Origin of the sequence: Streptomyces sp. NPDC002044 (genome assembly GCF_040296725.1) — a bacterium.
GTDB lineage: Bacteria > Actinomycetota > Actinomycetes > Streptomycetales > Streptomycetaceae > Streptomyces > Streptomyces antarcticus.
This window is the reverse complement of the sequence record NZ_JBEOXU010000075.1, coordinates 1-23,103: the sequence shown is the minus strand read 5'-3', so window position 1 is coordinate 23,103 and position 23,103 is coordinate 1. Positions and strand designations below refer to the sequence as shown.

Sequence of the window (23,103 nt, the reverse complement as noted above, 5' to 3'; positions counted from 1 at the left end):
GGGGAGGGTCAGGCGGCGCCGAGTGCGGCGCTGCGCGCGGCGAGGAACGCCTTGTGCGGGTCGAGGTCCGGATAGGACCAGGGGGCGCTGGTCGCGTGGCTGCCGATCCGGTGGAAGAGGGCGGCGGCCTCGGCGGGGCGGCCCTCGCAGAGCTTCGCGTGCGCCAGGAAGTTGAGGTCGACCCGGTTGCGCGGGTGGTCCTCGCGCTCCCACTCCAGCCACCAGTCGAAGGCGGAGCGCAGCACCTGGCGGGCTCGGCGGCCGGACCAGTGGTCGGCGGCGTGCTCGGGTCCGTGGCCGTGGAGGGCGGCGAGCACGCGGTAGCGCTCGGCGTGCGCGATGACGGGGAGCACGGCGAGCGGGGAGTCGGCCGGGGACTCCTCGGCGGCCCAGGCCGCGAAGTCGTACACCTCGTGGAGCGGGTCCTGGCCGGTGGCGCAGACGCGCTCGGCGAGGCGGGCGACCATCAGGTGGTGGGCGTGGTGGTGCTCGCGGTGGCGGGCCCGGACCTGGTCGAAGTGGCGGCTGAACTCCTCCTCGGTGCCGAAGGCGCGCGAGAGCAGGAGCAGGCCCAGCCAGGGCGTGGGGTCCACGGGCTGGAGGGCGGCGGCGCGGCGGCACGCCTCCTCGGCGGCGGCCGGCGATCCCTTGCCGCGCAGGGCGGCGAAGACGGCGGCGCAGGCCAGGAGGGTGGAGGCGTCGGCGCTGCCCGGTTCGGCGAGCAGCCATTCGCGGGCCCAGGCGCCGGCCGCCGGGGTTTCGGCGAGGACGACGACGCGGTGGCCGCGGCGGTCCCAGTCGTCGCCGGTGCCGACGAGGAGGGCGCGGGCCTTGGCCCAGCGGCCCTGGCTGAACTGCGTGCGCACGTCGACGAGTTCGGTGTCGCACAGGGCCGGGTCGAAGAGCTGGGCGTCACGCTTGCGGGCGCGGCCGAGGGGCGGCGGAGGCGGGGACATCCGCGGTTTCCCTCCAGGACGCGGGCGGACGGGACGTGCGTTGGCCGAATCGCGTGCATGGTGCACGCGAGTGACGCGGTCGGACGGCCGGGGTTTCGTACCGGTGAGCTAACCGGTGATCACCGACAGCAAAGCGGTACGCACAGCTCCGAGTCAAGGTCCAGTCCACTGCGTGGCGGGTTTCAACTGCATCGCAGGTGATGAGAGTTGGGGCGCTCGCGCCGGTTCGGCGAGGTGGGCGGCCCTGCCGTAAGGTCGGATCATGACCTCGTACGACGATCTTCCCCCATACTCGCTGGGCTTTCCCGGACCGCTGCGCGACCAGTTGGTGGCGGCCGTGCTGAGCGGCGCGAAGACGTCGACCACCGGGCTGCTGCCCGAGTACGAGGCGGTGGGCGAGCCGCTGCCCGAGGCCGGGCAACGGGCGGCGCTGGTGGATTCCGACGAGCGGCCGGTGGCCGTCGTGGAGGTGACCGGAGTCCGGGTGGTGCGGCTGGCCGACGTGGACCTGCGGCACGCACTGGACGAGGGCGAGGGTTACGGATCGGTGGCCGAATGGCGCGCGGCGCACGAGTCGTTCTGGCACAGCGCTCCCCTGCGGGAGGCCCTCGGGGATCCGGCGTACACGGTCGACGACGACACGCGGGTGGTGGCGGAACGGTTCCGGGTCGTGGAGCGGCTGGCTTGAAAGCCACCCCGCTCGGGTCCGCCGGACGGAACGGCTCCGCCCGGCGGACCGGTGTGGCCGAAATCAGCTGACCGCCTGGGCGGCCGCACGGCCCGCCGCCCGGCCCGAGAAGATGCAGCCGCCGAGGAAGGTGCCCTCCAGGGCCCGGTAGCCGTGCACGCCGCCGCCGCCGAATCCGGCCGCCTCGCCCGCCGCGTAGACGCCGGGCAGCGGCTCGCCCTGCGGCGTGAGGACCCGCGAGGAGAGGTCGGTCTCCAGGCCGCCGAGCGACTTGCGGGTCAGGATCGAGAGCCGGACGGCGATCAGCGGGCCGGCCGCGGGGTCCAGGATCCGGTGCGGGGCCGCCGTACGGATCAGTTTGTCGCCGAGGTACTTGCGGGCTCCGTGGATCGCCATCACCTGGAGGTCCTTGGTGAAGGGGTTCGCGATCTCCCGGTCCCGCGCCACGATCTGGTCGCGGACGGTCGCCTCGTCGAGCAGGTCCTCCTTGGTGACCGCGTTCATCCCGCGGACCAGCGCGGACAGGTCCCGCTCGACGACGAAGTCGGCGCCGTTGTCCATGAACGCCTTGACCGGCCCCGGTACGGCCTGGCGCGCCCGGTCGATGACCTGGCGGACGGACTTGCCGGTGAGGTCGGGGTTCTGCTCGGAGCCGGAGAGCCCGAACTCCTTGCCGATGACGCGCTGGTTCAGCACGAACCAGGTGTGGTCGTGGCCGGTCTTCATGATGTGGTCGAGGGTGCCGAGGGTGTCGAAGCCCGGGAAGAGCGGTACGGGCAGCCGGCGGCCGGTGGCGTCCAGCCACAGCGAGGACGGGCCGGGCAGGATGCGGATGCCGTGCCGGGACCAGATCGGGTCCCAGTTCTCGATGCCCTCGGTGTAGTGCCACATCCGGTCCTTGTTGATGTGGCTGGCGCCCGCCGCCTCCGTGATGCCGAGCATCAGGCCGTCCACGTGCGCCGGGACGCCGGAGAGCATCCGGCGCGGCGGGGTGCCCAGGCGGGCGGGCCACTGGGCGCGGACCAGGTCGTGGTTGCCGCCGATGCCGCCGCTGGTCACGATCACGGCCTGGGCCCGCAGCGAGAAGGCACCCGCGGCCTCGCGGCCGCTCGCGGTGCCCCGTACGGCGCCGGAGGGCTCCAGGACCTCGCCGGTGACGGTGTCCACGGAGCCCGCGGTACGGGAGAGGCCCGTGACGCGGTGGCGGAACCTCAGCTGGACCAGGCCGCGGGCGACCCCGGCCCGGACCCGGCGCTCGAAGGGCTCGACCAGGCCGGGTCCGGTGCCCCAGGTGATGTGGAAGCGGGGAACGGAGTTGCCGTGGCCGTTGGCGTCGTAGCCGCCGCGCTCGGCCCAGCCGACGACGGGGAAGAAGCGCACGCCCTGCCGGTGCAGCCAGGAGCGCTTCTCACCGGCCGCGAAGTCGATGTACGCCTCGGCCCAGCGGCGCGGCCAGGCGTCCTCCGCGCGGTCGAACCCGGCGGTGCCCATCCAGTCCTGGAGGGCGAGGTCCCGGGTGTCCTTGATCCGCATGCGGCGCTGCTCGGGCGAGTCCACGAAGAACAGGCCGCCGAAGGACCAGTGCGCCTGGCCGCCGATCGACTGCTCCGGTTCCTGGTCGAGCAGGATCACCTTGCGGCCGGCGTCGACGAGCTCGGCGGTGGCCGCCAGGCCCGCGAGCCCGGCCCCGATCACGATCACGTCTGCGTCGTACGTCATGCGAAACCCGTCCTCCGTCGGTGGTGGGGCGATCCTTGGCTACGGACCGGTAACCCGTCAACAGGGGTGATTGGATGAACCGCGTGAGTGCCGCTGATGAAGTGCTGGACGTGGTGGACCGGGACGACCGGGTGACGGGGCGCGCCCCGCGCGGCGAGGTGTACGCCCGCGGGCTGATCCACCGCTGCGTGTTCGTGCGGGCCCGGGACGCGGCGGGGCGGGTCTTCGTGCACCGCCGGACGGCGTCGAAGCTGGTCTTCCCCGCGCACTACGACATGTTCGTGGGCGGGGTGGTCGGCGCCGGCGAGGACTACCCGCGGGCCGCGCTGCGGGAGGCGGAGGAGGAGCTCGGGGTGCGCGGACTGCCGCAGCCCGTACCGCTGTTCAAGTTCCTGTACGAGGGGCCGGGCGGGTCCTGGTGGTCGTACGTGCACGAGGTGCGGTGCGAGCCGCCGGTCGACCCGCAGGTCTCGGAGGTGGACTGGCACACCTGGCTGCCGGAGGCGGAGCTGGAGCGGCGGGTGGCGGAGGGCGACTGGCCCTGGGTGCCGGACGGGCTGGAGGCGTACCGGCGGCTGCGGGGGTTCCGGGGGCCCGGCCAGTAGATTGACCGGGTGATCGACTTCGTCAAGGGCGTCCGCCTCTGGTTCGCGCCCGCGCGGCTGAAGGACGAGGGCGAGACCCCCGACTACCGCTTCTCGCTGGCCAACGAGCGGACCTTCCTCGCCTGGATCCGGACCGCCCTGGCGCTGGTGGGCGGCGGGTTCGCGGTGGACCAGTTCCTGCCGGACCTGCGGTGGGGGGTACGGGTCGGGGTGGCGCTGGCGCTGCTCGCGGTCGGCGCGGCCTGCGCGGTGCGGGCGGTGAACCACTGGATGCGCTGCGAGCGGGCGATGCGGCGGGGCGAGGACCTGCCGCTGTCGCGGTTCCCGGTGGTGCTGACCGCGGGCGTGGCCCTGGTCGCCGTGACGATGATGGCGGTCGTGCTGCTGGGCTGGACGAAGGGGCGGTGACCGCCCCCGAGGCGGCCCGCGACGCCGGGCTCCAGCCGGAGCGGACCCGGCTCGCGTGGCGGCGTACGACGCTGGCCTGCTCGGTCGCGGCGGTACTGGGACTGCGGCAGGCGCTGCGCGGGCCCGCCGCCGCGGCGGACGCGGCCGGGGCGGCGGTGATCGTGCTGCTCTGGGTGGCGTTCCTGTGGGTGGCGCACCTGCGGATGCGGGAGCTGGCGGCGGCCCGGCCCCGGGGGCTGGCGTCCGGGACGGCGCTGGCGGCGGTCGCGTGCACGGTGGCGCTGGCGGTGTTCGCGATGGCGCTGCTGGTCCTGCCGGCGGTGATCGGCTGATCCGTCCGCCCGCCCGTCCGCCCGTCCGTCCGTCCGTCCGTCCGTCCGATGATCGGGATTCGCCGCGCCATCGGTCGATAACGGGCGATTCGAGGCGATTCCCACTAGCCTCGGCGCCATGACGACCCTGCACCACGAGCACCCGGCCCACGAGCACACCCACGGCTCCGACTGCGGCCACCGCGCGGTCCCGCACGAGGACCACGTCGACTACGCGCACGACGGCCACCGGCACCGGGAGCACTCCGGCCACTGGGACGAGTGCGATCCGGCCGGACACACCGCCCATGAGGGCCACGCGCACGCACACGGAGCGGACTGCGGCCACGAGGCGGTCCCGCACGGGGACCACGTCGACTACGCGCACGACGGCCACCGGCACGCCGAGCACGACGGGCACTACGACGACCACTGACCCGGACCGCACGGCTTCCCGGCTGGGGAGCCGGCCGGGAGAGCCGCCCGGAAACGGGCCGGGAAAGCACCCTCCCCCGGGGGCGCGATGCCTGGCAGGATGCTGACCTCCTGTCAGAGCGATCCGGGGAGAGCACGGATGACCGTCGCGGAGCCGTACCTCGTCCAGCCCGCGGCCGGGGTCTACGCCTACGTCCAGCCGGACGGGGGCTGGTGCCTGAACAACGCCGGCTTCGTGACCGACGGCGGGCGGACCCTGCTCGTCGACACCGCCGCCACCGAGCGCCGGGCCCGCGCCCTGCGCGACGCGGTGACGGCCGCCGGGGCGCCCCTCCCGCGCACGGTGGTGAACACCCACCACCACGGCGACCACACCTACGGCAACGGCGTGTTCGCCCCCGAGGCACTCATCCTGGGACACGACAACGCGCGGGCCGAACAGCTCGCCGCCGGGCACCAGCTGGAGACGATCTGGCCCGCCACGGACTTCGGCGCGATAGAGATCACCGCCCCCGACCTCACCTACAGCGACCGGATGACCCTGCACGTCGGCGACACGGAGGTACGGGTCCTGCACCCCGGCGTCGCCCACACCACCGGGGACTCCGTGGTGTGGCTGCCGCACCGGCGGATCGTGTTCACGGGCGACCTGGTCTTCGCCGGAGGGACCCCGTTCCTCGCGATGGGCTCCCTGGCCGGGTCGCTGCGCGCCATGGAGCTGCTGCGCTCGCTGGACGCGGAGACCGTCGTACCGGGCCACGGGCCGCTCACCGACCCGTCGGCGTACGAGGCCACGGAACGCTACCTGCGGTACGTGGCCGGGCTGGCCCGGGAGGGCCGGGCGGCGGGCCTGACCCCACTGGAGACGGCGCGGGGCGCCGACCTCGGGGAGTTCGCGGCCTGGCGGGAGAGCGAGCGGCTGGCGGCGAACCTGCACCGGGCCTACGCGGAACTGGCCGGGGAGCCCGAGGGCGTCCCGTTGGACGTGCCGGCGGTGCTGCGGGACATGACGGCGCTGAACGGCGGGACGCCGATCCTGTGCCACGCGTGACGGGGCCGCGGGGCAGCCGGGGGGTGGCGCGACGCGGGGTGGGCGGCACGGGGGGTGCGGGCGGCGCGGTGCGGTGCGGGGTGGGGTGGGGTGGGGTGGGGTGGGACAGCGCGGGACGAAAGGTGCTCTTTCGGCTCACCCTCTGGACGGCATACCGACTGGTCGGCATGATGGCATCGTTCCGTCCGGCACCATCCTCGACTCCGTACGGAGGCTCGCGCCATGTCCTCAGCCTCAGCCGATCCAAGGGGCCTCGATCTGGAGCGGCTGCGCGGCCATCTCTCCGCCGCGCGGCCGGGACTCGTCGCCGGGCCGCTGCGCGGCCGGCTCATCGAAGGCGGCCGGTCGAACCTCACGTACGAGATCACCGACGGCACCGTCCGCTGGGTGGTGCGCCGGCCCCCGCTGGGGCACGTCCTGGCCACCGCGCACGACATGCGGCGCGAGCACCGGGTCATCGCCGCGCTGCACGGGACGGCCGTGCCGGTGCCGGGGACGGTGCTGCTGTGCGAGGACGAGTCCGTGCTCGGGGCGCCGTTCTACGTCATGGAGTACGTGGACGGCGTGCCGTACCGGACGGCCGGCGAGCTGGCCGCCCTCGGCCCCGAGCGGACCCGGCGGGCGGTGCTCGCACTGGTCGACACCCTGGTCGACCTGCACGCGGTGGACCCGCAGGCGGTGGGGCTCGGCGACTTCGGGCGCCCCGAGGGCTTCCTCGACCGGCAGGTACGCCGGTGGGGAAAGCAACTGGCGGCCTCGCGCGGCCGGGAGCTCGCCGGGATCGACGAGCTGCACGGCGCGCTCGGCCGGGCCCTGCCCGACTCCCCCGCTCCGACGGTGGTGCATGGGGACTTCCGCCTCGACAACGTGCTGATCGGCGGCCCGGACGACAGGATCCGGGCCGTGCTGGACTGGGAGATGTCGACGCTGGGCGATCCGCTGACCGACCTGGGGCTGCTGGTGATGTACAGCTCCGACCTGGGCCTGACCGAGTCCCCGGTCAGCACGACGAGCGGCGCGCCGGGTCACCCGCGGCCCGCCGAACTGATCGAGCGGTACGCCGCCCGCTCCGGCCGCGACACCGGGTCGATCGCCTGGTACACGGCCTTCGCCTGGTTCAAGCTCGCGGTGATCCTCGAAGGCATCCACTACCGCTACACGCTGGGGCAGACCGTCGGCGCCGGCTTCGACCGGATCGGCGAGCTGGTCCCGGTCTTCATCGAGCACGGACTGACCACGCTGCAGGACCTCCGGAAAGGCTGAGGCACTCATCCCATGGACTTCGCATTCGACGCCCGGACCGAGGAACTCCGCGAGCGGCTCCTCGCGTTCATGGAGGAGTACGTCTACCCGGCGGAGCCCGTCGCCGCCGAGCAGCGCGCGCGGCTGGCCTCGCCCTGGGACACCCCGGCCGTCTTCGGTGAACTGAAGGCCGAGGCGCGCCGCCAGGGCCTGTGGAACCTCTTCCTGCCCGACGGCGAGTACGGCGCCGGGCTGACGAACCTCCAGTACGCCCCGCTCGCCGAGATCACCGGCCGCAGCCCGCACCTGGCTCCGACGGCGACCAACTGCGCGGCCCCGGACACGGGGAACATGGAGCTGCTCTCCCAGTTCGGGAACGAGGAGCAGAAGAAGCAGTGGCTGGAGCCCCTGCTGGCCGGGGAGATCCGGTCCGCGTTCGCGATGACAGAGCCCGACGTGGCGTCCTCGGACGCGACCAACGTCGAGACCCGGATCGAGCGCTCGGGCGACGCGTACGTGGTCACGGGGCGCAAGTGGTTCATCTCCGGGGCGATGAACCCGGACTGCGCGGTCTTCATCGTGATGGGCAAGACGGACCCGGCCGGGGCCGATCCGCGGCGCCAGCAGTCGATGATCCTGGTCCCGCGCGACACCCAGGGCGTCGAGGTCCGCCGGGCCATGACGGTGTACGGGTACGAGGACCACGACCACGGCGGTCACGCCGAGGTGGTCTTCGACGGTGCGCGGGTCCCGGCGGCCAACCTGATCGGCGAGGAGGGCACCGGCTTCGCCATCGCGCAGGCGCGGCTCGGCCCGGGCCGCATCCACCACTGCATGCGGCTCATCGGCATGGCGGAGCGGGCCATCGAGCTGATGTGTCGGCGGGCGCTGGAGCGTACGGCCTTCGGCAAGCCGCTGGCGGCGCAGGGGGTCGTGCAGAACTGGATCGCGGACGCGCGGGTGTCGGTGGAGCAGCTGCGGCTGCTGGTGCTCAAGACGGCCTGGCTGATGGACACGGCCGGCAACCGGGGCGCGCACACCGAGATCCAGGCGATCAAGATCGCGACGCCGCGGGCGGTGGTGGCCATCCTGGACCAGGCGGTGCAGTTGCACGGCGCGGGCGGGGTGAGCCAGGACTTCCCGCTGGCCGAGCTGTGGGCGGCGGCGCGGACGCTGCGGCTGGCGGACGGCCCGGACGAGGTGCATCAGCGGTCGCTGGCCCGGCGGGAGCTGAAGCGCTACCAGTAGCCTCCGGCGGGCGGTCGGGCGGTCGGCGGCGGAGCGGGGCCCGGGCTCCGGACAAGGGCCCTTGCCCGGGCTCCGGCCAGGGGCAGGGGGCGGGCTCCGGGCTCTGGCCGGGGCGGGCTCGCGTTGGGGGGTCCCGGCCGCGGGCCGGGATCGGGGCTTCGGTCCCGTGCGGGGGACTTCTGGTGGTCCAGACCAGTCATGAAGTCCGATATATTCGGATTCTCCCCCACTGAAAGTGCCCCCAGCCATGCCCAGCTCCACTCTGGCCCCCGCTCCGCGGGCCACCCGCCCCGAGGCCGCACCCGCCGCCGCATCGCGGGCGCCGGCCAACCCCGGGCCGCTCGGTCTGGCCGCGTTCGCCCTGACCACCTTCGTGCTCAGCCTGTTCAACTCGGGCCTGGTGTCGAACGCCGCCCTCAGCGCGGTCGTCCTGCCGCTCGCCCTCTTCTACGGCGGCCTGGCTCAGTTCGTCGCCGGCGTGCTGGAGTTCCGGCGCGGGAACACCTTCGGGACCACGGCCTTCGTCTCGTACGGCGCGTTCTGGATGTCCTTCGCGGGCTACGTGAAGTTCGTCGTCCCGACCCTGCCCGCCGGCCAGGCGCACATCGCCACCGGCTGGTTCCTCATCGCGTGGTTCGTCTTCACCGCGTACATGTCGGTCGCCGCCCTCAAGCTCGACCTCGCGCACCGGGCGCTGTTCGTCGTCCTCGCGCTGACCTTCCTCTTCCTGGCGCTGGGCGACCTGACCCAGGTCACCGCGCTCGGGCACGCCGGCGGCTGGCTCGGCCTGCTGTGCGCGGGCATCGCCTGGTACATCTCCTTCGCCGTCGTGACCGAGGAGACCTGGGGCCGCAAGGTCCTCCCCCTGGGCTGAAGGACCCGTCCCCGGGCTGAAGGCCCTCCCCGGGCCGACCGGCGTACGGCGGCCTCAGCCGGGGCCGGCCGCGCCGCCGCCCGCGGCCGCGTCGATCACCTCGTCCAGCACCTCGCGGGAGCGCTCCAGTTCGCCGATCATCCGCTCGATCCGGTCCCGTTCGGTGGCCAGTTCAGCCACCAGTGCCGGGGTGGCGCGCAGCGAGGGGCCGCCGTCCTCGTCGCGCATGCAGGGCAGGATCCGTGCGATCTTCACGCTGTGCAGGCCGGCCGCGTAGAGCTCCTGGATGCGGATGACCCGGTCGACGGCCCGCTCGGGGAAGTCGCGGTGGCCGCCGGGCGTCCGGTCGGACACCAGCAGGCCCTGTTCCTCGTAGTAGCGCAGCGAGCGCTCGCTGACGCCGGTGCGTGCCGCCAGTTCACCGATCCGCATGCCCACCCCAGATCTTGAACCTCACATCAGTGTCAGGTTCTACGGTACCGGCATGACGCAGACACAGCAGGCGACCTCCGCATCCCGGCTCTTCGAGCCCGCCCGCCTCGGCGCTCTGGAGCTGCCCAGCCGCCTGGTCATGGCGCCGCTGACGCGCAACCGCGCCCGGGCCGACGGGGTCCCGGGCGGGCTCATGGCCGCGTACTACGCCCAGCGCGCCTCGGCCGGCCTGATCATCGCCGAGGGCACGACGCCGAACGCCGTCGGCCAGACCTACCCGCACATCCCCGGGATCCACACACCCGCGCAGGTCGCCGGCTGGCGGCGGGTCACCGACGCCGTGCACGCGGCCGGCGGGCGGATGTTCCTCCAGCTCCAGCACGGCGGCCGGGTCGGCCACCCCGCCACCAGCGGGCACGTCCCCGTGGCCCCCTCTGCGGTGACGTTCCCGGAGCCGCTGCACACCCCGGGCGGGCTCCGGGACGCCGTGGCGCCCCGGGCGATGACGGAGCGGGACATCGCGGACACCGTCGCCGACTTCGCGACCGCCGCCCGCAACGCCGTCGCGGCGGGCTTCGCCGGGGTGGAGGTGCACTCCGCCAACGGGCACCTGCTCCACCAGTTCCTCTCCCGGAACACCAACCGGCGTACCGACGCGTGGGGCGGGCCGGTGGAGCGCCGGATCCGCTTCACCGTCGAGGTGGTCCGGGCCGTGGCCGCGGCGGTGGGCCCGGAGCGGGTCGGGGTGCGCGTCTCGCCCGGGGGCAGCGTGAACGGCATCGAGGAGGGGGACACCGCGGAGCTGTACCCGGCGCTGCTCGGGGCACTGGCGGAGCTGGAGCCGGCCTACCTCCACCAGATCCACGCCGACCCGGACCACCCCCTGTACGCGGGCATCCGCCGGGACTGGCCCGGCACCCTGATCGCCAACCCGGCGCTCTCCCACGAGGAGGTCGCCGCCGACGGGGGCCTGCGGCGGGCCGGGGACCTCTTGGCCGGGGGCGCCGACCTGGTCGCGCTGGGCCGCGGCTTCCTCGCCAACCCCGACCTCGTCGAGCGGCTGCGCACCGGTGCGCCGCTCAACGCGCTCCGCCCGGAGTTCCTGATGTACGTCCAGGGGCCGGAGGGGTACACCGACTACCCCGCGCTGACGGGGTGAGCCGTCAGGGACGCAGGGCACGCAGCAGCAGGTCCGCGAGGTGGTCGGCGACCTGCTGGGGGGTGAGCGGGCCGTCCGCGCGGTACCAGGTGGAGAGGTGGTGCACGGACCCGAAGTGGTAGTCCACGACCAGGTCGGCGGGGGTGGCCGTGGAGAACACCCCGGTGCGCTGGCCCTCCTCGACCAACGCCCGGAAGCGCTCGTGGTAGCGCCGGCGTTCCGCCCGTACCTGCTTGAACTTCTCCGGGCTGAGCTGGTGCATCGACCGGAAGAAGATCATCGCGTCGTCGAGGTTCTCGATGGTGGTGACGACGACGTCGGCGGCGGCCGCGCGCAGCCGCTCCTCCACCGGGGCGTCGGATCCGGCCACCGCGTCGAGCCGCTGCTGCTGGAGGCGCAGCATCCGCGCGTACACCTCGTGCAGCAGGTCGTCCTTGGAGCCGAAGTAGTGGTAGAGCGCGCCCTTGGTGACGCCTGCCGCCTCGACGATCTCCTGGACCGAGGTGCGGTCGTAGCCGCGTTCGGCGAACAGCCTGGTGGCGACGGCCAGCAGGCGCTGCGGTACCGGCGCTTCGTGCGTGCCCTCGGGCTCCGTGGTCCTGGCCGCCATGGCGATGACCTTCCTTCCGTGTGCTTCGTCGTGCCCCGGGCGGCCGTCCGGCTGTTTTCAGCCGCGGTCGCGCAGTTCCCGTCGCAGGATCTTGCCACTGGTCGTCTTCGGAAGGACAGGCAGGATCTCCACCCGGCGCGGGTATTTGTACGCGGCGAGGCGCGCGGCGCAGTACGCGGACAGCTCCTCCGGTGTGACCGGGGCGCCGGGGCGCAGGCTCACGTACGCCTTCACGCTCTCCCCGCGGTAGGGGTCCGGGACGCCGACCACGGCCGCCTCGCGGACGGCGGGGTGGGTGTAGAGCACGTCCTCGACCTCGCGCGGCCAGACCTTGAAGCCGGAGGCGTTGATCATGTCCTTCTTGCGGTCGACGACGTACAGCCAGCCGGACGGGTCCATGAACCCGATGTCCCCGGTGCGCAGTTCGCCGTCCGGGAAGGCCCGGGCGGTGTCCTCGGGCAGGCCCCAGTAGCCGGGCACGACCTGTGGGCCGCGGACGGCTATCTCGCCGGGTTCGCCGAGGGGGACCTCGGCGCCCCGCTCGTCGAGGATCCGTACGACGGTGTCGGCGCCGGGCAGGCCCACCGAGAGGGTGCCGGAGACGGGGTCGACGGGTGCTTCGAGGTGCACGGGGACGGAGGCGCAGGGGGCGGTGCACTCGGTGAGGCCGTAACCGTTGCGGAGGTAGAACCCGAAGGCGGCGCGCAGTCGCTCGACGAGCGCGGGCGGCAGCGGGGCGCCGCCGGAGGAGAGCACCCGGAAGGAGGCGAAGTGGTCCGCGGTGGCGGCCGGGTGGGCGGCGAGGGCCATGAAGGCGGTGGCCGGGCCGACGGCGTAGGCGGGGCGGTGTTCGAGGAAGGCGTCGAGGACGGCGCCGGCCTCGAAGCGGTGGGCGAGGGCGAGGGTGCCCGCGTTGGCGAAGCAGGCGGCGAGCTGGCACACCATGCCGGTGATGTGGAAGAGGGGCGCGAGGGCGAAGTAGGTGGCGCCCTCGGGGAGCGGGTGGCCGGTCACCTGGCGGACGGCGTTGTAGGTGAGCGCGCCGTGCGGGTTCAGCGCGCCCTTGGGGGTGCCGCTGGTGCCGGAGGTGTAGCTGATCAGCGCGGTGTCGGAGGCGGTGAGGCGCGGGTCGTCCGGGGCCGGGTGGCCGTGCCGGGCGACGGCGGTGAGGTCGGCGACGCCGCGGGCGGGAGGGTGGGTGATCCCGTCGGCCGGGCGGTCGGTGACCCCGTCGGACCGGCGGTCCGGTGCGGGGGCCGCGGTGTCCGGTGCCGGGTCTCTCCGCAGGACCCGGGGGTCGTCGCGCGTCTGGAAGTCCAGGTCGCTCGCGGTCAGGACGGTGCGCACGGCGCTGCCCCGGACCGCCTCCCCCAGGTACGCGTCCCACGCCCGCACCTCGCAGACCAGCGCGACGGCGCCGCAGTCGCGCAGGACGTGCCCGACCTCGCCGGACTTGTACATCGGGTTCACCGGGACGACCACCGCGCCCGCCTTCCAGGCGGCGAGGACGGCGAGCACGAAGTGCGGGGTGTTCTGGAGCATGACGGCGACCCGGTCGCCGCGCCGGACGCCCCGCTCGGCGAGGTGCCCGGCGACCGAGTCGGAGAGCGCGTCGGCCTCGGCGTAGCCGGTGCGGCCGTCGAAGTAGGCCAGGGCGGTGCGGCCCGGCGCCCGGGCCGCGGCGGCGCGGAAGGCGTGCAGCACCGTGGGCGGCGGCGCGACGGGGGCGCGCTGGGCCGGGCTGAGCAGCCCGAGCCAGGGCCGGGCGGCGTACGGGGAGTCCTGGGCGGCGGCGGTCGGCGGACTCACCTGGCCTCCCACGTGCGCTGGAGGCGGTTCATGCCGCCCAGCCAGCGGTCCGGATCGGTGGCGCGCGCGGCGTAGTAATCCGCCACCTCGGGGTGCGGGAGGATCAAGAACCGGCCCTTCTCCATGCCGTCGAACAGTGCGTCCGCCACCGCGTCCGGCTCGATCGCGGTCGGTGCGAGGACGAGTTCGCCCGCCGAGCCCGCGGCGGTCAGCATGTCGGTGCGCACCCCCTGCGGGCAGATGGCGTGGACGTCGACCCCGCGGTGGCGGTAGGTCAGCGAGAGCCACTCCGCGAAGGCGAGCGCGCCGTGCTTGGTGACACTGTACGGCGCCGCGCCGATCATGGTCAGCAGCCCGGCGGCGGAGACGGTGGACACGAACCGGCCGCTCCCCCGCTCCAGCCAGTGCGGCAGCAGCAGGCGGGCCGCGCGGACGTGAGCCATGACGTTGGTGTCCCAGGCGGCCTCCCACACGGCCTCTTCGGCGAAGGCGTCGCCACCCGAGGCGAGTCCGGCGTTGGCGCAGTAGACGTCGACCGTGCCGCCGAGTGCCTCGCGGGCCTGCGCCACGATCTCCGAGGCGTCGCCCGGCACCGCGACGGCCCGGTCGCCGATCCCGTCGGCCACCGCCGCGGCCTTGGCGGGGTCGAGGTCGTTGACCGCCACGGTGGCGCCCTCGGCGGCGAAGCGGCGGGCGAGGGACGCGCCGATGCCGCCCCCCGCGCCGGTGACGACGACTCGCTGGTCCTGGTACGCGCTCACGGGGATCACCTTTCGTGGCCGGGTGCGACGGCCGGGCGCCGGAGGGAGCCGGTGACGGTCTGCCGGTGGTGGGCCGCCGGTGGCCGGTCGCCGGCGCCGCCGGTCGGCCGCCGCAGATCCGCGGAACGGATCGCGGGGATACTAACCAGTCGGTATGTCCTGGCGGAAGGGGTCTGCCGCCTAGCGTGGCCGGATGAGTCTGTCGCGACGCGGGGTGCTGGGACTGGCGGGGGCCATGGGGACGACGGGGGCCTTGGGGGCGGTGAGCACGGCCGGAGCCGCGGCTCCGGCGGCTCCCACGGCTCCGGCAGCCGGGAGGGTGCGGACCGGCTTCGAGCGGATGGCGGCGGACGGGTACGCCGTACTGGCCGGGCAGCGGGTCGGGGTGGTCACCAACCCGACCGGGATCACCGCGGACGCCCGCCACCTGGTCGACGTCCTGCACGCGGACGAACGGGTGGACCTGGTCGCGGTGTTCGGGCCCGAGCACGGCTTCCGCGGGACGGCGCAGGCCGGCGGCTCCGAGGGGGCCTCCCGCGACCCGGCGACCGGGCTCCCCGTGTACGACACGTACGACACGAGCGGACAGCGGCTCGCGGACGTGTTCACCGCCGCCGGGATCGACACCGTCGTCTTCGACATCCAGGACGTCGGGGCCCGCTTCTACACCTACATCTGGACCCTGTACGACTGCATGCGCGCGGCCGCGCTCGCCGGCAAGGCGGTGGTGGTGCTGGACCGGCCCAACCCGGTGGGCGGCCGCCGGGCGGCGGGGCCGGTGCTCCAGCGCCCGTACGCGAGCTTCGTGGGCCGGGAGCCGATCGCGCTGGCGCACGGGATGACGGCGGCCGAGCTGGCCCTGCTCTTCAACGGCGAGTTCCTGGCCGACCGGCCCGTCGCCCTGCGGACGGTGGCGATGAGCGGCTGGCGGCGGGATTCCCTCTTCGGTGCGACCGGGCTGCCCTGGGTGCCGCCGAGCCCGAACATGCCGACGCCGGACACGGCCCTCGCGTACGCCGGGACCTGTCTGTTCGAGGGGACGAACCTGTCCGAGGGACGCGGGACGACGACCCCCTTCGAGGTGGTGGGCGCGGAGGGCGCCGACCGCCGGTGGGCGGAGGCGGCGAACGCCCTGGGGCTGCCGGGGGTGTGGTTCCGGGAGGCGTACTTCACGCCGACGTTCTCCAAGCACGCGGGCCGGCTCTGCGGCGGGGTCCGGCTGATCGTGCACGACCGGGAGACCTTCGATCCCGTACGGGCGGGGATCGGGCTGCTGGTCACGGCGCGGCGGACGTGGAACGGGTTCGGCTGGCGCGCGGACCACTGGATCGACAGGCTGACGGGCTCGGACCGGGTCCGGACGATGGTCGACGCGGGGGCCGGGGTGGAGGAGATCGCCGGCGACTGGGCGGCGGGGCTGGCCCGGTTCGCGGAGGCGCGCGCGGGGTACCTCCTGTACGGGTGATCCGACGGCGTCCGGGGGTCGGGCGGACGCGGCGGCGGGACGCCGGCTCCCGGGGGACGCCGGGGGCGGCGCGAGGGGGATGTCATGGCGGACAGCGTCGGCGGGGTACGGGTCGGGCCGTACGCGGAGCTGGTCTTCGACTCCGAGGGGGATGTGGACCGGGCGGCGGAGGCCGCGGTGTCCCGTATGGAGGCCACCGACCTGCTGGTGTTCGCGCACGGCTGGAACAGCGACCGGTCCACCTCGACCCGGCTCTACGACCGCTTCTTCGCCCCCTTCCCGGGGCTCGTGGGGTCGGGGGTGCGGCTGGGGTACGTGGGTGTGGTCTGGCCCTCGATCCGGTTCGCGGACGAGCCGATACCGGACTTCGACGCCCCCGGGCTGCTCGCGGACCCGGCCACGGCGGAAGCCGCCTCGGGGCGGGGCGCCTCCGGCACCGCGCCGGACCGGGGCACCGCGCTCGACCCCGGCACCCGCGCGGCGCTCGACGCGTTCTGGCCGGGCCGGCGGGCGGAGCTGGACCGCATGGCCGAGCTGCTGGAGCGGCGCGAGGACTCGGCGGCCGCCTTCATCGAGTTCGGCGCGCTCGTACGGGAGCTGGCGGGGGTGAACGCCGTACCCACCGCGGCCGCTCCCCCGGTGCCCGCCGTCTTCACGCAGGACGTCCTGGAGGTGTGCCGGGACCTCGCCACCGCCCTGGCCGCGGCAGGAGCCGGGCCCGGCACCGACGACCCGCCCGTCACCGACGACCCGCCCGTCACCGACGACCTGCCCGGCCGCGACGACCCGTCCGGCACCGAAGCCGCGGCGGGGCGGGAGCCGGCGGCCGGCGACGGGCTGCGGCCGTTGTGGAAGGGCGCCAAGGAGCTGCTGCGGCAGGCCACGTACTACCAGATGAAGAAGCGCGCGGGCGTGGTCGGCGAGCGCGGGCTCGGCCCCGTGCTGGCCGGGCTGGCCGCCCGCCGCCCGGCCCTGCGCGTCCACCTGCTCGGGCACAGCTTCGGGGCGCGGGTGGTGTCCTTCTCGCTGCGCGCGGTGCCGGACGGAGCCCGGTACGTGAAGTCGCTGACCCTGTTCCAGGGCGCCTTCTCCCACTACGCCTTCGCCGACCGGCTGCCGCACGACCGGGGCCGCGGCGGCGCCCTGGGCGGCCTCCAGCGGCGGGTCGACGGGCCGGTGGTGGCCTGCCACTCCCCGTACGACACCTCGCTGAAGCTGTTCTATCCGCTGGCGTCCCGGATGACAGGGGATTCGGCCGGTCTGCTCGGTTTCGACGAACGGTGGGGCGCGATCGGCCACGACGGGGTGCGTGCGGTGCCCGGCGCGCCCCGTCTGAGCCTCGACACCGCCCTGCGCGAGGGGGTCCCGGGGGCCGGTTGCGTCAGCGTGGACACGGGTTCCGTGGTCCGGCGCGGCGGCGCCCCGTCGGGGGCGCACAGTGACATCTGCCACGAGGAACTGGCCCGGCTGGTGGTCACCGCGGGGCGCATGGGGCGCTGACTTCCGGCCATCTGCCACCCGCACGCCTCGACCGCCCCCGCATGCGCCCGCCGTAGGCCGGGCATGTTGGGCACATCGGCGGAGGTGAAGGTGTGATGGCGGGATTCCAAAGTCTGGCCCACCAGGTGCGCGACGCGCGCAATGACCGGGCCCTGCGGCGCCACTCCCTGCGCCGCTGCCTGGAGCGGTTCGCGCCGTACGGGCACCGGGCCACGTGGTGGCACCTGTGCGACCGGCACGGGATCGCCCCGGAGGACCGGGGGGCGGATCCGCTGCGGCTGGTCGCCGCGCTGGAGGAGCTGGAGGAGGCGCGGGCGGTCTGGCTGGAGTACGAGAGGCACTTCGCGGAGCGGCGCAGGCGCGAGAAGCACCACGGTCTGCGCCGGCCGGAGTGGGCGTGGGGCGGCAGTGGGGACGCGGTGGTGCGGTGCGCCGACCCGGGGGTACGGCCCGAGGGGACGCTGGGCGAGGTGCTGCGGCGGCTGGTGCGGGCGCTGGAGACGGAGCCGGGGACGGGCTGCCCGGTCTGCGGGGACGAGGAGCTGCGGTGGCCGGCGCCGATGCCGGTGCCGGTGCCGGGTCAGCGGCCGGGCGCGGTGTCGGGCGCGGGGGGTCCCGGGGTACGGGGCCCGGGCGTACGGGGGCCGGGGGCCGGACCGGGTACGGGCTCCGGTCCAGGGCCCGGGCCCTGGGAGGGGGCCTGGGCCTGGGACGGCGGCCCGGTCTGCGCGGGCTGCGGGATCGTGGTGCCGAGACCGGCGCTCGCGGACATGCCCTCGGCGGGGGCCGCGTGAGGCCGCCGCCGTTGCTGGTGTCGCTGAACGGCGGTCGGGGGGCGCGCGACGGGCCGGCCGTCCCGATGTCCCCGCGTGCCCTGGCCGAGTCGGCGCTGGGCGCGGTCGCCGCCGGGGCCGGGGAGGTCCTGGTCCACCCGCGGACCCCGTGCGGGCGGGAGAGCCTGTCGCCCCGGGTGGTCGGGCCGGTGCTGGAGGCGCTGCGGGACGCGGGGGTCGGCGTACCCCTGTCGGTGCCGGCGGGCGTCTCGGCGGAACCGGATCCGGCGGCGCGGCCGGCCCGGGTGCGGTCCTGGTCGGTGCTGCCGGACCGGGCGCAGGTGTGCTTCGCGGAGCCCGGGGCGGTGGAACTCGCCGAGGCGCTGCTCGACCGGGGGGTCTCGGTGGACGCGGTGGTGCCGCTGGGCGGGCCGGCCGGCCCGGAGCCGCTGGCCCGGTTCCTGGCCTGGCCGCTGCGCGACCCCGGCGGACGCGTCCGCCTCGCCGTGGAGCTGGCGGCGGCCGAACCGGCGCTGGTGGCGGGCCTGGGCGGGCTGCCGCCGGTGGCCCTGCTGCTGTACGGGCGGGACGACGCCGCCTGGCCGGTGCTGCGGCTGGCCGCGCGGTGCGGTGCGGGCGCGCGGACCGGCGCGGGCGACGTGCTGCGCCTGCCGGACGGGCGGCGGGCCCGGTCGAACGCCGAACTGGTGGCGGCCGCCCTGGCGGTGCGGGCGGCGGCGTGAGGGGAGGGCAGGGCGGGCGCGGCCGCTGGGGCTGAGGCTTCACGCGGCGCGAGGGGCGGCGGCGCGAGGGGCGGCGATGCTACAGCCGGGAGCCGGTGAGCCGTTCGCCGAAGACGTCGTCCGGGTTGGACAGCGCGCAGTTCTCCAGCGAGAGACAGCCGCAGCCGATGCAGTCCGTCAAGTGGTCCCGCAACCGCCCGAGTTGGGTGATCCGTCGGTCGAGTTCGGCGCGCCATGCCTCGGAGAGCCGGGCCCAGTCCTCGCGGGTGGGGGTGCGTTCCTCGGGCAGCTGGGTGAGCGCCTCGCGGATGCTGGCCAGCGGGATGCCCACGCGCTGCGCGGCCCGTACGAAGGCCACCCGGCGCAGCGCGTCGCGGGTGTAGCGGCGCTGGTTGCCGGAGGTGCGGCGACTGCTGATCAGGCCCTTGGACTCGTAGAAGTGGAGCGCGGACACGGCCGCGCCACTGCGGGCGGACAGTTGGCCGACGGTGAGCTCGTGGATCTTTTCGGGAATCTGCGGCACCAGGCCGAGCGTAGCCGGAGGTCCGTTGACATACACATACGGTCCCAGCATGCTGAGCAAGCGCTTAGTCGTTGAGCGCGGTACGTCCGTCGTCTGCGAGAGGCAGGATCAGGGCATGGCCGAGCCGAGGGTCTTCACGTCCGCCGAGGAACTGCGCGCCGGAACGGGCGAACCGCTCGGGCCCAGCGAGTGGCTGGAGGTCGACCAGAAGCGGATCGACCTCTTCGCGGACGCGACCGGCGATCACCAGTGGATCCACGTGGACCCGGAGCGCGCCGCGGCCGGCCCCTTCGGTTCCACCATCGCGCACGGCTATCTGACGCTGTCCCTGCTGCCGAGCCTGGTTCCGCAGGTCATGCGGGTCGAGGGCATGCGGATGGGCATCAACTACGGCACGAACAAGGTGCGTTTCCCGGCTCCGGTGCCGGTCGGATCCCGGCTGCGGGCCACCGCCGTGCTCACGGAGGTCGTGGACGCGGGCGGCGGGGTGCAGGTCACGGCGACGGTCACGGTGGAGCGCGAGGGCGGCGACAAGCCGGTGTGCGTGGCGGAGTCGGTGTCCCGCTACTACTTCTGAGCGATGGGCGGCCGCCCCCGCTCCCGGGGGACGGTTGCGCGCTACTCCCGGGGGGCCGGCGTCCGCGCGCCCACCATGCGGAGCACGAGGTCGGCGTAGAGCGCGCCGACCTCGTCGGGCGTGCGCTGCCCGGCGACGCTGAACCAGCGGGCGACGTCGATGCACAGCGACAGCACGGCCAGGGTGGTGCCCGGCAGGTCGGGCACGTCGAACTCCCCCGCCTCGACCCCGTCGGCGAGGATGCGGCGTACGGCGGCGTCGCTCCGGCGGCGCAGCGCCACGATGTCGGAGCGGTGCTCGGGGGCGAGGGCGTCCAGTTCGTACTGGACGACGCGCGCGGTGGTGTGGTGCGCCGCGTGCCAGCGCACGAAGGACCGTACGGCGGCGTCGAGCCGCTCGGCGGCGCTCCCGGGGCCGTCGGACGCGGTCGTCAGGATCTCCAGGGCCTTGTCGTGGCCGATCCGGCTGATCCGGTGGAGCAGCTCTTCCTTGGTCTTGTAGTGGATGTACAGCGCGGCCGGGCTCATGCCGGCCCGGCCCGCGATGTCCCGCGTGGTCGTGGCGTGGTACCCGCGCTCGGCGAAGGCCTCGACGGCGGCCACGAGCAGCCGCCGCGCGGCCTCGGGGGTGACCTCCGACCACGGCTGGTAGCCGCCGGCCGTCTCCTCCACGCTGTCCATCGCCTTCTCACCCTCTTCGCCGTATGGGAAGGGACACCCTACCGGAGGGTGAGCAAGCGCTTAGCGTCGTCGTCCGCGCGGCCCGGCGCCGAGGCACCGGGTCCCGGGCCGGGGGCCGGGCCCGCTACTTCGGCTACTTCGGCGCGAAGGGGTCGAACTCCGCCATCATCTTCTCCATCCGGGCCTGGTCGACCCGGCTCACGATCTTGGTGACCTCCTGGCGGTCGCGGATCACCTTGGCGAGGGTGAAGGCCGAGGTGGTGAGGTAGAGGACCGCGATGCCGAGGAAGGCGCGGACCCAGCCGCTCACCTCCATGTTGTAGATCCCCATGGATACGGCGCCCATGGCGATGCCGAAGGAGGCAACGGCCTGGCCGTAGTACGCCCCCGAGTTCTGCTGCTTGACCGGTGTCTCGTTCATGGATCGAGCATCGCGCCGCGCGGCCGCGGGCACATCCGCACGCGTACTCAGGCGCGTACTCATCCCCGAACCGCAGGGCGGGCCTCAGAAGGCCGAGACCCCGGTGCGGGCGCGGCCGATGAGGAGCTTATGGATCTGGCTGGTGCCCTCGTACAGGGTCATCACGCGGGCGTCGCGCAGCAGCTTGCCGGCCGGATACTCGTCGATGTAGCCGTACCCGCCGTGCACCTGGAGGGCGTTGCTCGCGGCCCGCACGGCCGCCTCGGAGGCGAAGAGCTTGGCGGTGGAGGACTCGGTGGCGAACGGCTGCCCCCGGTCGATGAGGTCCGCGACCCGCCACGTCAGCAGCCGGGCCGCGTCCACGTCGACCGAGATGTCGGCGATCAGCTCCTGGACCAGCTGGTGGTGGGCGATGGGCCTGCCGAACTGCTCGCGCTGGGCGGCGTACGCGACGGCCGAGTCCAGCGCCGCCTGCGCGATGCCCACACAGCCGGCGGCGACCGACATCCGCCCCTTGGCCAGCGCGGACATGGCGACCGAGAAGCCCTTGCCCTCGGGGCCGAGCATCGCGGAGGCCGGCACGCGGACCCCGTCGAAGACGAGTTCGGCGGTGGCCTGGCCGCGCAGGCCGAGCTTCCCGTGGATCTCCCTGCGGGTGAGGCCGGGGGTGTCGGCGGGGACCAGGAAGGCCGATATGCCGCGGTGGCCGGGCTCGTCGCCGGTGCGGGCGAAGAGGAGCACCACGTCGGCCCAGGTGCCGTTGGTGATGAACATCTTGCTGCCGCTGACCAGGTACGAGTCACCCTCGCGCACGGCCCGCGTGGTGAGGTTGCCGGCGTCGGAGCCGGTGCCGGGCTCGGTCAGACCGAAGCAGCCGAGGGCGTCGCCGGAGCACAGGCGGGGCAGCCACCGCCGCTTCTGTTCCTCGGTGCCCCAGGCGGCGACGGTCTTGGCGACCAGGCCGAGGGAAACGGACACGATGCCGCGCACGGCGGAGTCGCCGCGGCCGAGCTCCTCGGTGACCAGCACGTAGGCGAGGTGGTCGCCGCCGGAGCCGCCGTACTCCTCGGGGACGGTCAGGCCGAGGAAGCCGAGCGCGCCCAGCTTCTTCACCACGGCCCGGTCGACGCTCTCGGCGCGGTCCCACTCGGCGGCGTACGGGACGACCTCACGGTCGGTGAACTCGCGGGCCAGCCGGCGTACGGCGGTCTGCTCCTCGCTCAGCTCAAGGTTCACCGGGCACCTCCGGGGTCGTCGTGGCGGGCTCCCGGGGCCAGTTAACTAGCACCGGTAGTTTATGGCGGGCAGGGCCTACTATGTGGCGCATGGCCAGACCGCGCAAGCCCCTGCTCAGCAGAACCCGCATCGTCGAGGCGGCGGGTGCGCTGGTCGACGCGGAGGGGCTGGAGGCGGTGTCGACGCGGCGGCTGGCAGCCGCGCTCGGGGTCAGCGGGCCCTCGCTGTACAACCACTTCCGGACGAAGGACAAGATCCTGGAGGCGGTGGCGGACGCGGTGAGCGCGCGGGTGGACCTGTCGATGTTCGAGGCGCCGGCGTACGCGGCCGAGGGCGTCCGGGACTGGCGCGGGGCCCTGCACGCCTGGGCGCACTCGTACCGGGACGCACTGTCCGACCATCCGAACATCGTGCCGGTGCTGGCCCGGGGACCGGGCCGCCGCCCGGCGGGACTGCGGCTCGCGGACGCGGTGTTCGGCGCGATGACGGCGGCCGGCTGGCCCCCGGCGCAGGCGACCCGGATCGGCGCGCTGATGCGGTACTTCATCCTGGGCTCGGCGGTGGCCTCCTTCGCCCGGGGTTTCGTGGACGACGAGGCGGCGTACGACCCGGCGGACTACCCGCACCTGGGGCAGGCCCACCTGCTGGCCGAGCGGCAGCGCGAGGTGGACCAGGGCGCGTTCGAGACGGGCCTGACGGCGCTGCTGGACGGGCTGGCCCTGCAGTACGAGGCGGCACGACGCGAACCGGTGTGACGCACACGGCGGGGCAGGGTGGGGCACGGCGGGGCACGGCGGGGCACGGCGGGCTTCGCCGTGGTCGTCTTCTTGCCGGTCTTGCCGCTGTACCCGTTCAGGAGGAAGTAGTCGATCTTCTC

General features: G+C 74.4%; 26 protein-coding genes. 16 read left to right on the top strand and 10 right to left on the bottom strand.

Annotated elements, in window-relative coordinates:
* Positions 1-8: 8 nt before the first annotated feature.
* Positions 9-956, bottom strand: coding sequence for a hypothetical protein (locus tag ABT106_RS19530; RefSeq protein ID WP_351278805.1), 948 nt, complete (start codon positions 954-956; stop codon positions 9-11).
* Between the two features lie 262 nt (positions 957-1,218).
* On the opposite strand from ABT106_RS19530, the gene ABT106_RS19525 reads away from it, so the two are divergent.
* A complete protein-coding gene (locus tag ABT106_RS19525; RefSeq protein ID WP_351278802.1) occupies positions 1,219-1,644 on the top strand; it encodes an ASCH domain-containing protein in 426 nt (141 codons plus the stop codon).
* Positions 1,645-1,707: 63 nt separating this feature from the next.
* Here ABT106_RS19525 and ABT106_RS19520 read toward each other — a convergent pair whose 3' ends face one another.
* Complete coding sequence (locus ABT106_RS19520) at positions 1,708-3,363, bottom strand: FAD-binding dehydrogenase (RefSeq protein WP_351278800.1); 1,656 nt, start codon at positions 3,361-3,363, stop codon at positions 1,708-1,710.
* A gap of 74 nt (positions 3,364-3,437) precedes the next feature.
* Between ABT106_RS19520 and ABT106_RS19515 the strand changes: the two genes are divergently transcribed.
* The 8 genes from ABT106_RS19515 (at position 3,438) to ABT106_RS19480 (ending at position 9,537) form a co-directional block, all read left to right on the top strand.
* Positions 3,438-3,968, top strand: a complete 531-nt coding sequence (locus ABT106_RS19515; RefSeq protein WP_502979428.1) for an NUDIX hydrolase — start codon at positions 3,438-3,440, stop codon at positions 3,966-3,968.
* Between the two features lie 9 nt (positions 3,969-3,977).
* On the top strand, positions 3,978-4,376 hold the full coding sequence (locus tag ABT106_RS19510; RefSeq protein ID WP_351278797.1) for a YidH family protein: 399 nt from the start codon (positions 3,978-3,980) through the stop codon (positions 4,374-4,376).
* Positions 4,373-4,708, top strand: a complete 336-nt coding sequence (locus ABT106_RS19505) for a DUF202 domain-containing protein (protein ID WP_351278795.1) — start codon at positions 4,373-4,375, stop codon at positions 4,706-4,708. The genes ABT106_RS19510 and ABT106_RS19505 overlap by 4 nt, the downstream gene beginning before the upstream one ends.
* Before the next feature lie 118 nt (positions 4,709-4,826).
* Positions 4,827-5,123 carry a hypothetical protein gene (locus ABT106_RS19500; protein ID WP_351278793.1) on the top strand — a complete coding sequence of 99 codons (297 nt, stop codon included), beginning with the start codon at positions 4,827-4,829 and terminating at the stop codon, positions 5,121-5,123.
* A 138-nt stretch (positions 5,124-5,261) separates the two neighbouring features.
* The gene (locus tag ABT106_RS19495; protein WP_351278790.1) at positions 5,262-6,173 is read left to right on the top strand and encodes an MBL fold metallo-hydrolase; all 912 of its coding nucleotides are present in this window, start codon (positions 5,262-5,264) and stop codon (positions 6,171-6,173) included.
* A gap of 222 nt (positions 6,174-6,395) precedes the next feature.
* On the top strand, positions 6,396-7,436 hold the full coding sequence (locus ABT106_RS19490; protein WP_351278788.1) for a phosphotransferase family protein: 1,041 nt from the start codon (positions 6,396-6,398) through the stop codon (positions 7,434-7,436).
* Positions 7,437-7,448: 12 nt separating this feature from the next.
* Positions 7,449-8,663, top strand: a complete 1,215-nt coding sequence (locus tag ABT106_RS19485; protein WP_351278785.1) for an acyl-CoA dehydrogenase family protein — start codon at positions 7,449-7,451, stop codon at positions 8,661-8,663.
* 247 nt (positions 8,664-8,910) lie between these two features.
* Positions 8,911-9,537, top strand: coding sequence for an acetate uptake transporter (locus ABT106_RS19480; RefSeq protein WP_351278782.1), 627 nt, complete (start codon positions 8,911-8,913; stop codon positions 9,535-9,537).
* A 54-nt stretch (positions 9,538-9,591) separates the two neighbouring features.
* On the opposite strand, the gene ABT106_RS19475 is transcribed toward ABT106_RS19480, so the two are convergent.
* Positions 9,592-9,969: a MerR family transcriptional regulator gene (locus ABT106_RS19475; protein WP_351278780.1), complete on the bottom strand. Its 378-nt coding sequence runs from the start codon at positions 9,967-9,969 to the stop codon at positions 9,592-9,594.
* A 52-nt stretch (positions 9,970-10,021) separates the two neighbouring features.
* Here ABT106_RS19475 and ABT106_RS19470 point away from each other — a divergent pair, with 52 nt between their 5' ends.
* Positions 10,022-11,128 carry an alkene reductase gene (locus ABT106_RS19470; protein ID WP_351278778.1) on the top strand — a complete coding sequence of 369 codons (1,107 nt, stop codon included), beginning with the start codon at positions 10,022-10,024 and terminating at the stop codon, positions 11,126-11,128.
* Between the two features lie 4 nt (positions 11,129-11,132).
* Here the strand turns inward: ABT106_RS19470 and ABT106_RS19465 are convergent, their stop codons facing one another.
* From ABT106_RS19465 to ABT106_RS19455, 3 genes are read right to left on the bottom strand one after another with little or no spacing between them, the layout of a single operon-like run.
* Positions 11,133-11,738 (bottom strand): TetR/AcrR family transcriptional regulator, encoded by a 606-nt coding sequence (locus ABT106_RS19465; RefSeq protein WP_267722589.1) that lies wholly within the window; start codon positions 11,736-11,738, stop codon positions 11,133-11,135.
* 57 nt (positions 11,739-11,795) lie between these two features.
* The gene (locus ABT106_RS19460; RefSeq protein WP_502979427.1) at positions 11,796-13,547 is read right to left on the bottom strand and encodes an AMP-binding protein; all 1,752 of its coding nucleotides are present in this window, start codon (positions 13,545-13,547) and stop codon (positions 11,796-11,798) included.
* On the bottom strand, positions 13,544-14,317 hold the full coding sequence (locus tag ABT106_RS19455; RefSeq protein WP_351278771.1) for an SDR family oxidoreductase: 774 nt from the start codon (positions 14,315-14,317) through the stop codon (positions 13,544-13,546). Before ABT106_RS19455 ends, ABT106_RS19460 begins: the two co-directional genes overlap by 4 nt.
* A 184-nt stretch (positions 14,318-14,501) precedes the next feature.
* On the opposite strand from ABT106_RS19455, the gene ABT106_RS19450 reads away from it, so the two are divergent.
* The 4 genes from ABT106_RS19450 (at position 14,502) to ABT106_RS19435 (ending at position 18,789) form a co-directional block, all read left to right on the top strand.
* A complete protein-coding gene (locus tag ABT106_RS19450) occupies positions 14,502-15,773 on the top strand; it encodes an exo-beta-N-acetylmuramidase NamZ family protein (protein ID WP_351278768.1) in 1,272 nt (423 codons plus the stop codon).
* 84 nt (positions 15,774-15,857) lie between these two features.
* A complete protein-coding gene (locus tag ABT106_RS19445) occupies positions 15,858-17,273 on the top strand; it encodes a serine-threonine protein kinase (protein WP_351278765.1) in 1,416 nt (471 codons plus the stop codon).
* Between the two features lie 95 nt (positions 17,274-17,368).
* Positions 17,369-18,067, top strand: coding sequence for a hypothetical protein (locus ABT106_RS19440; protein ID WP_351278763.1), 699 nt, complete (start codon positions 17,369-17,371; stop codon positions 18,065-18,067).
* Complete coding sequence (locus ABT106_RS19435) at positions 18,064-18,789, top strand: 3-keto-5-aminohexanoate cleavage protein (protein ID WP_502979426.1); 726 nt, start codon at positions 18,064-18,066, stop codon at positions 18,787-18,789. The genes ABT106_RS19440 and ABT106_RS19435 overlap by 4 nt, the downstream gene beginning before the upstream one ends.
* A gap of 79 nt (positions 18,790-18,868) precedes the next feature.
* Here ABT106_RS19435 and soxR read toward each other — a convergent pair whose 3' ends face one another.
* Positions 18,869-19,312 carry a redox-sensitive transcriptional activator SoxR gene (soxR, locus tag ABT106_RS19430; RefSeq protein ID WP_351278760.1) on the bottom strand — a complete coding sequence of 148 codons (444 nt, stop codon included), beginning with the start codon at positions 19,310-19,312 and terminating at the stop codon, positions 18,869-18,871.
* Positions 19,313-19,427: 115 nt separating this feature from the next.
* Here soxR and ABT106_RS19425 point away from each other — a divergent pair, with 115 nt between their 5' ends.
* Complete coding sequence (locus tag ABT106_RS19425; protein ID WP_351278757.1) at positions 19,428-19,889, top strand: MaoC family dehydratase; 462 nt, start codon at positions 19,428-19,430, stop codon at positions 19,887-19,889.
* Positions 19,890-19,930: 41 nt separating this feature from the next.
* Here the strand turns inward: ABT106_RS19425 and ABT106_RS19420 are convergent, their stop codons facing one another.
* The 3 genes from ABT106_RS19420 to ABT106_RS19410 form a co-directional block, all read right to left on the bottom strand.
* On the bottom strand, positions 19,931-20,569 hold the full coding sequence (locus tag ABT106_RS19420; RefSeq protein ID WP_351278755.1) for a TetR/AcrR family transcriptional regulator: 639 nt from the start codon (positions 20,567-20,569) through the stop codon (positions 19,931-19,933).
* 133 nt (positions 20,570-20,702) lie between these two features.
* Positions 20,703-20,990: a YiaA/YiaB family inner membrane protein gene (locus ABT106_RS19415; protein ID WP_351278752.1), complete on the bottom strand. Its 288-nt coding sequence runs from the start codon at positions 20,988-20,990 to the stop codon at positions 20,703-20,705.
* Positions 20,991-21,074: 84 nt separating this feature from the next.
* Complete coding sequence (locus tag ABT106_RS19410) at positions 21,075-22,226, bottom strand: acyl-CoA dehydrogenase family protein (protein WP_351278749.1); 1,152 nt, start codon at positions 22,224-22,226, stop codon at positions 21,075-21,077.
* Between the two features lie 89 nt (positions 22,227-22,315).
* Between ABT106_RS19410 and ABT106_RS19405 the strand changes: the two genes are divergently transcribed.
* A complete protein-coding gene (locus tag ABT106_RS19405) occupies positions 22,316-22,981 on the top strand; it encodes a TetR/AcrR family transcriptional regulator (protein ID WP_351278746.1) in 666 nt (221 codons plus the stop codon).
* Positions 22,982-23,103: the final 122 nt, after the last annotated feature.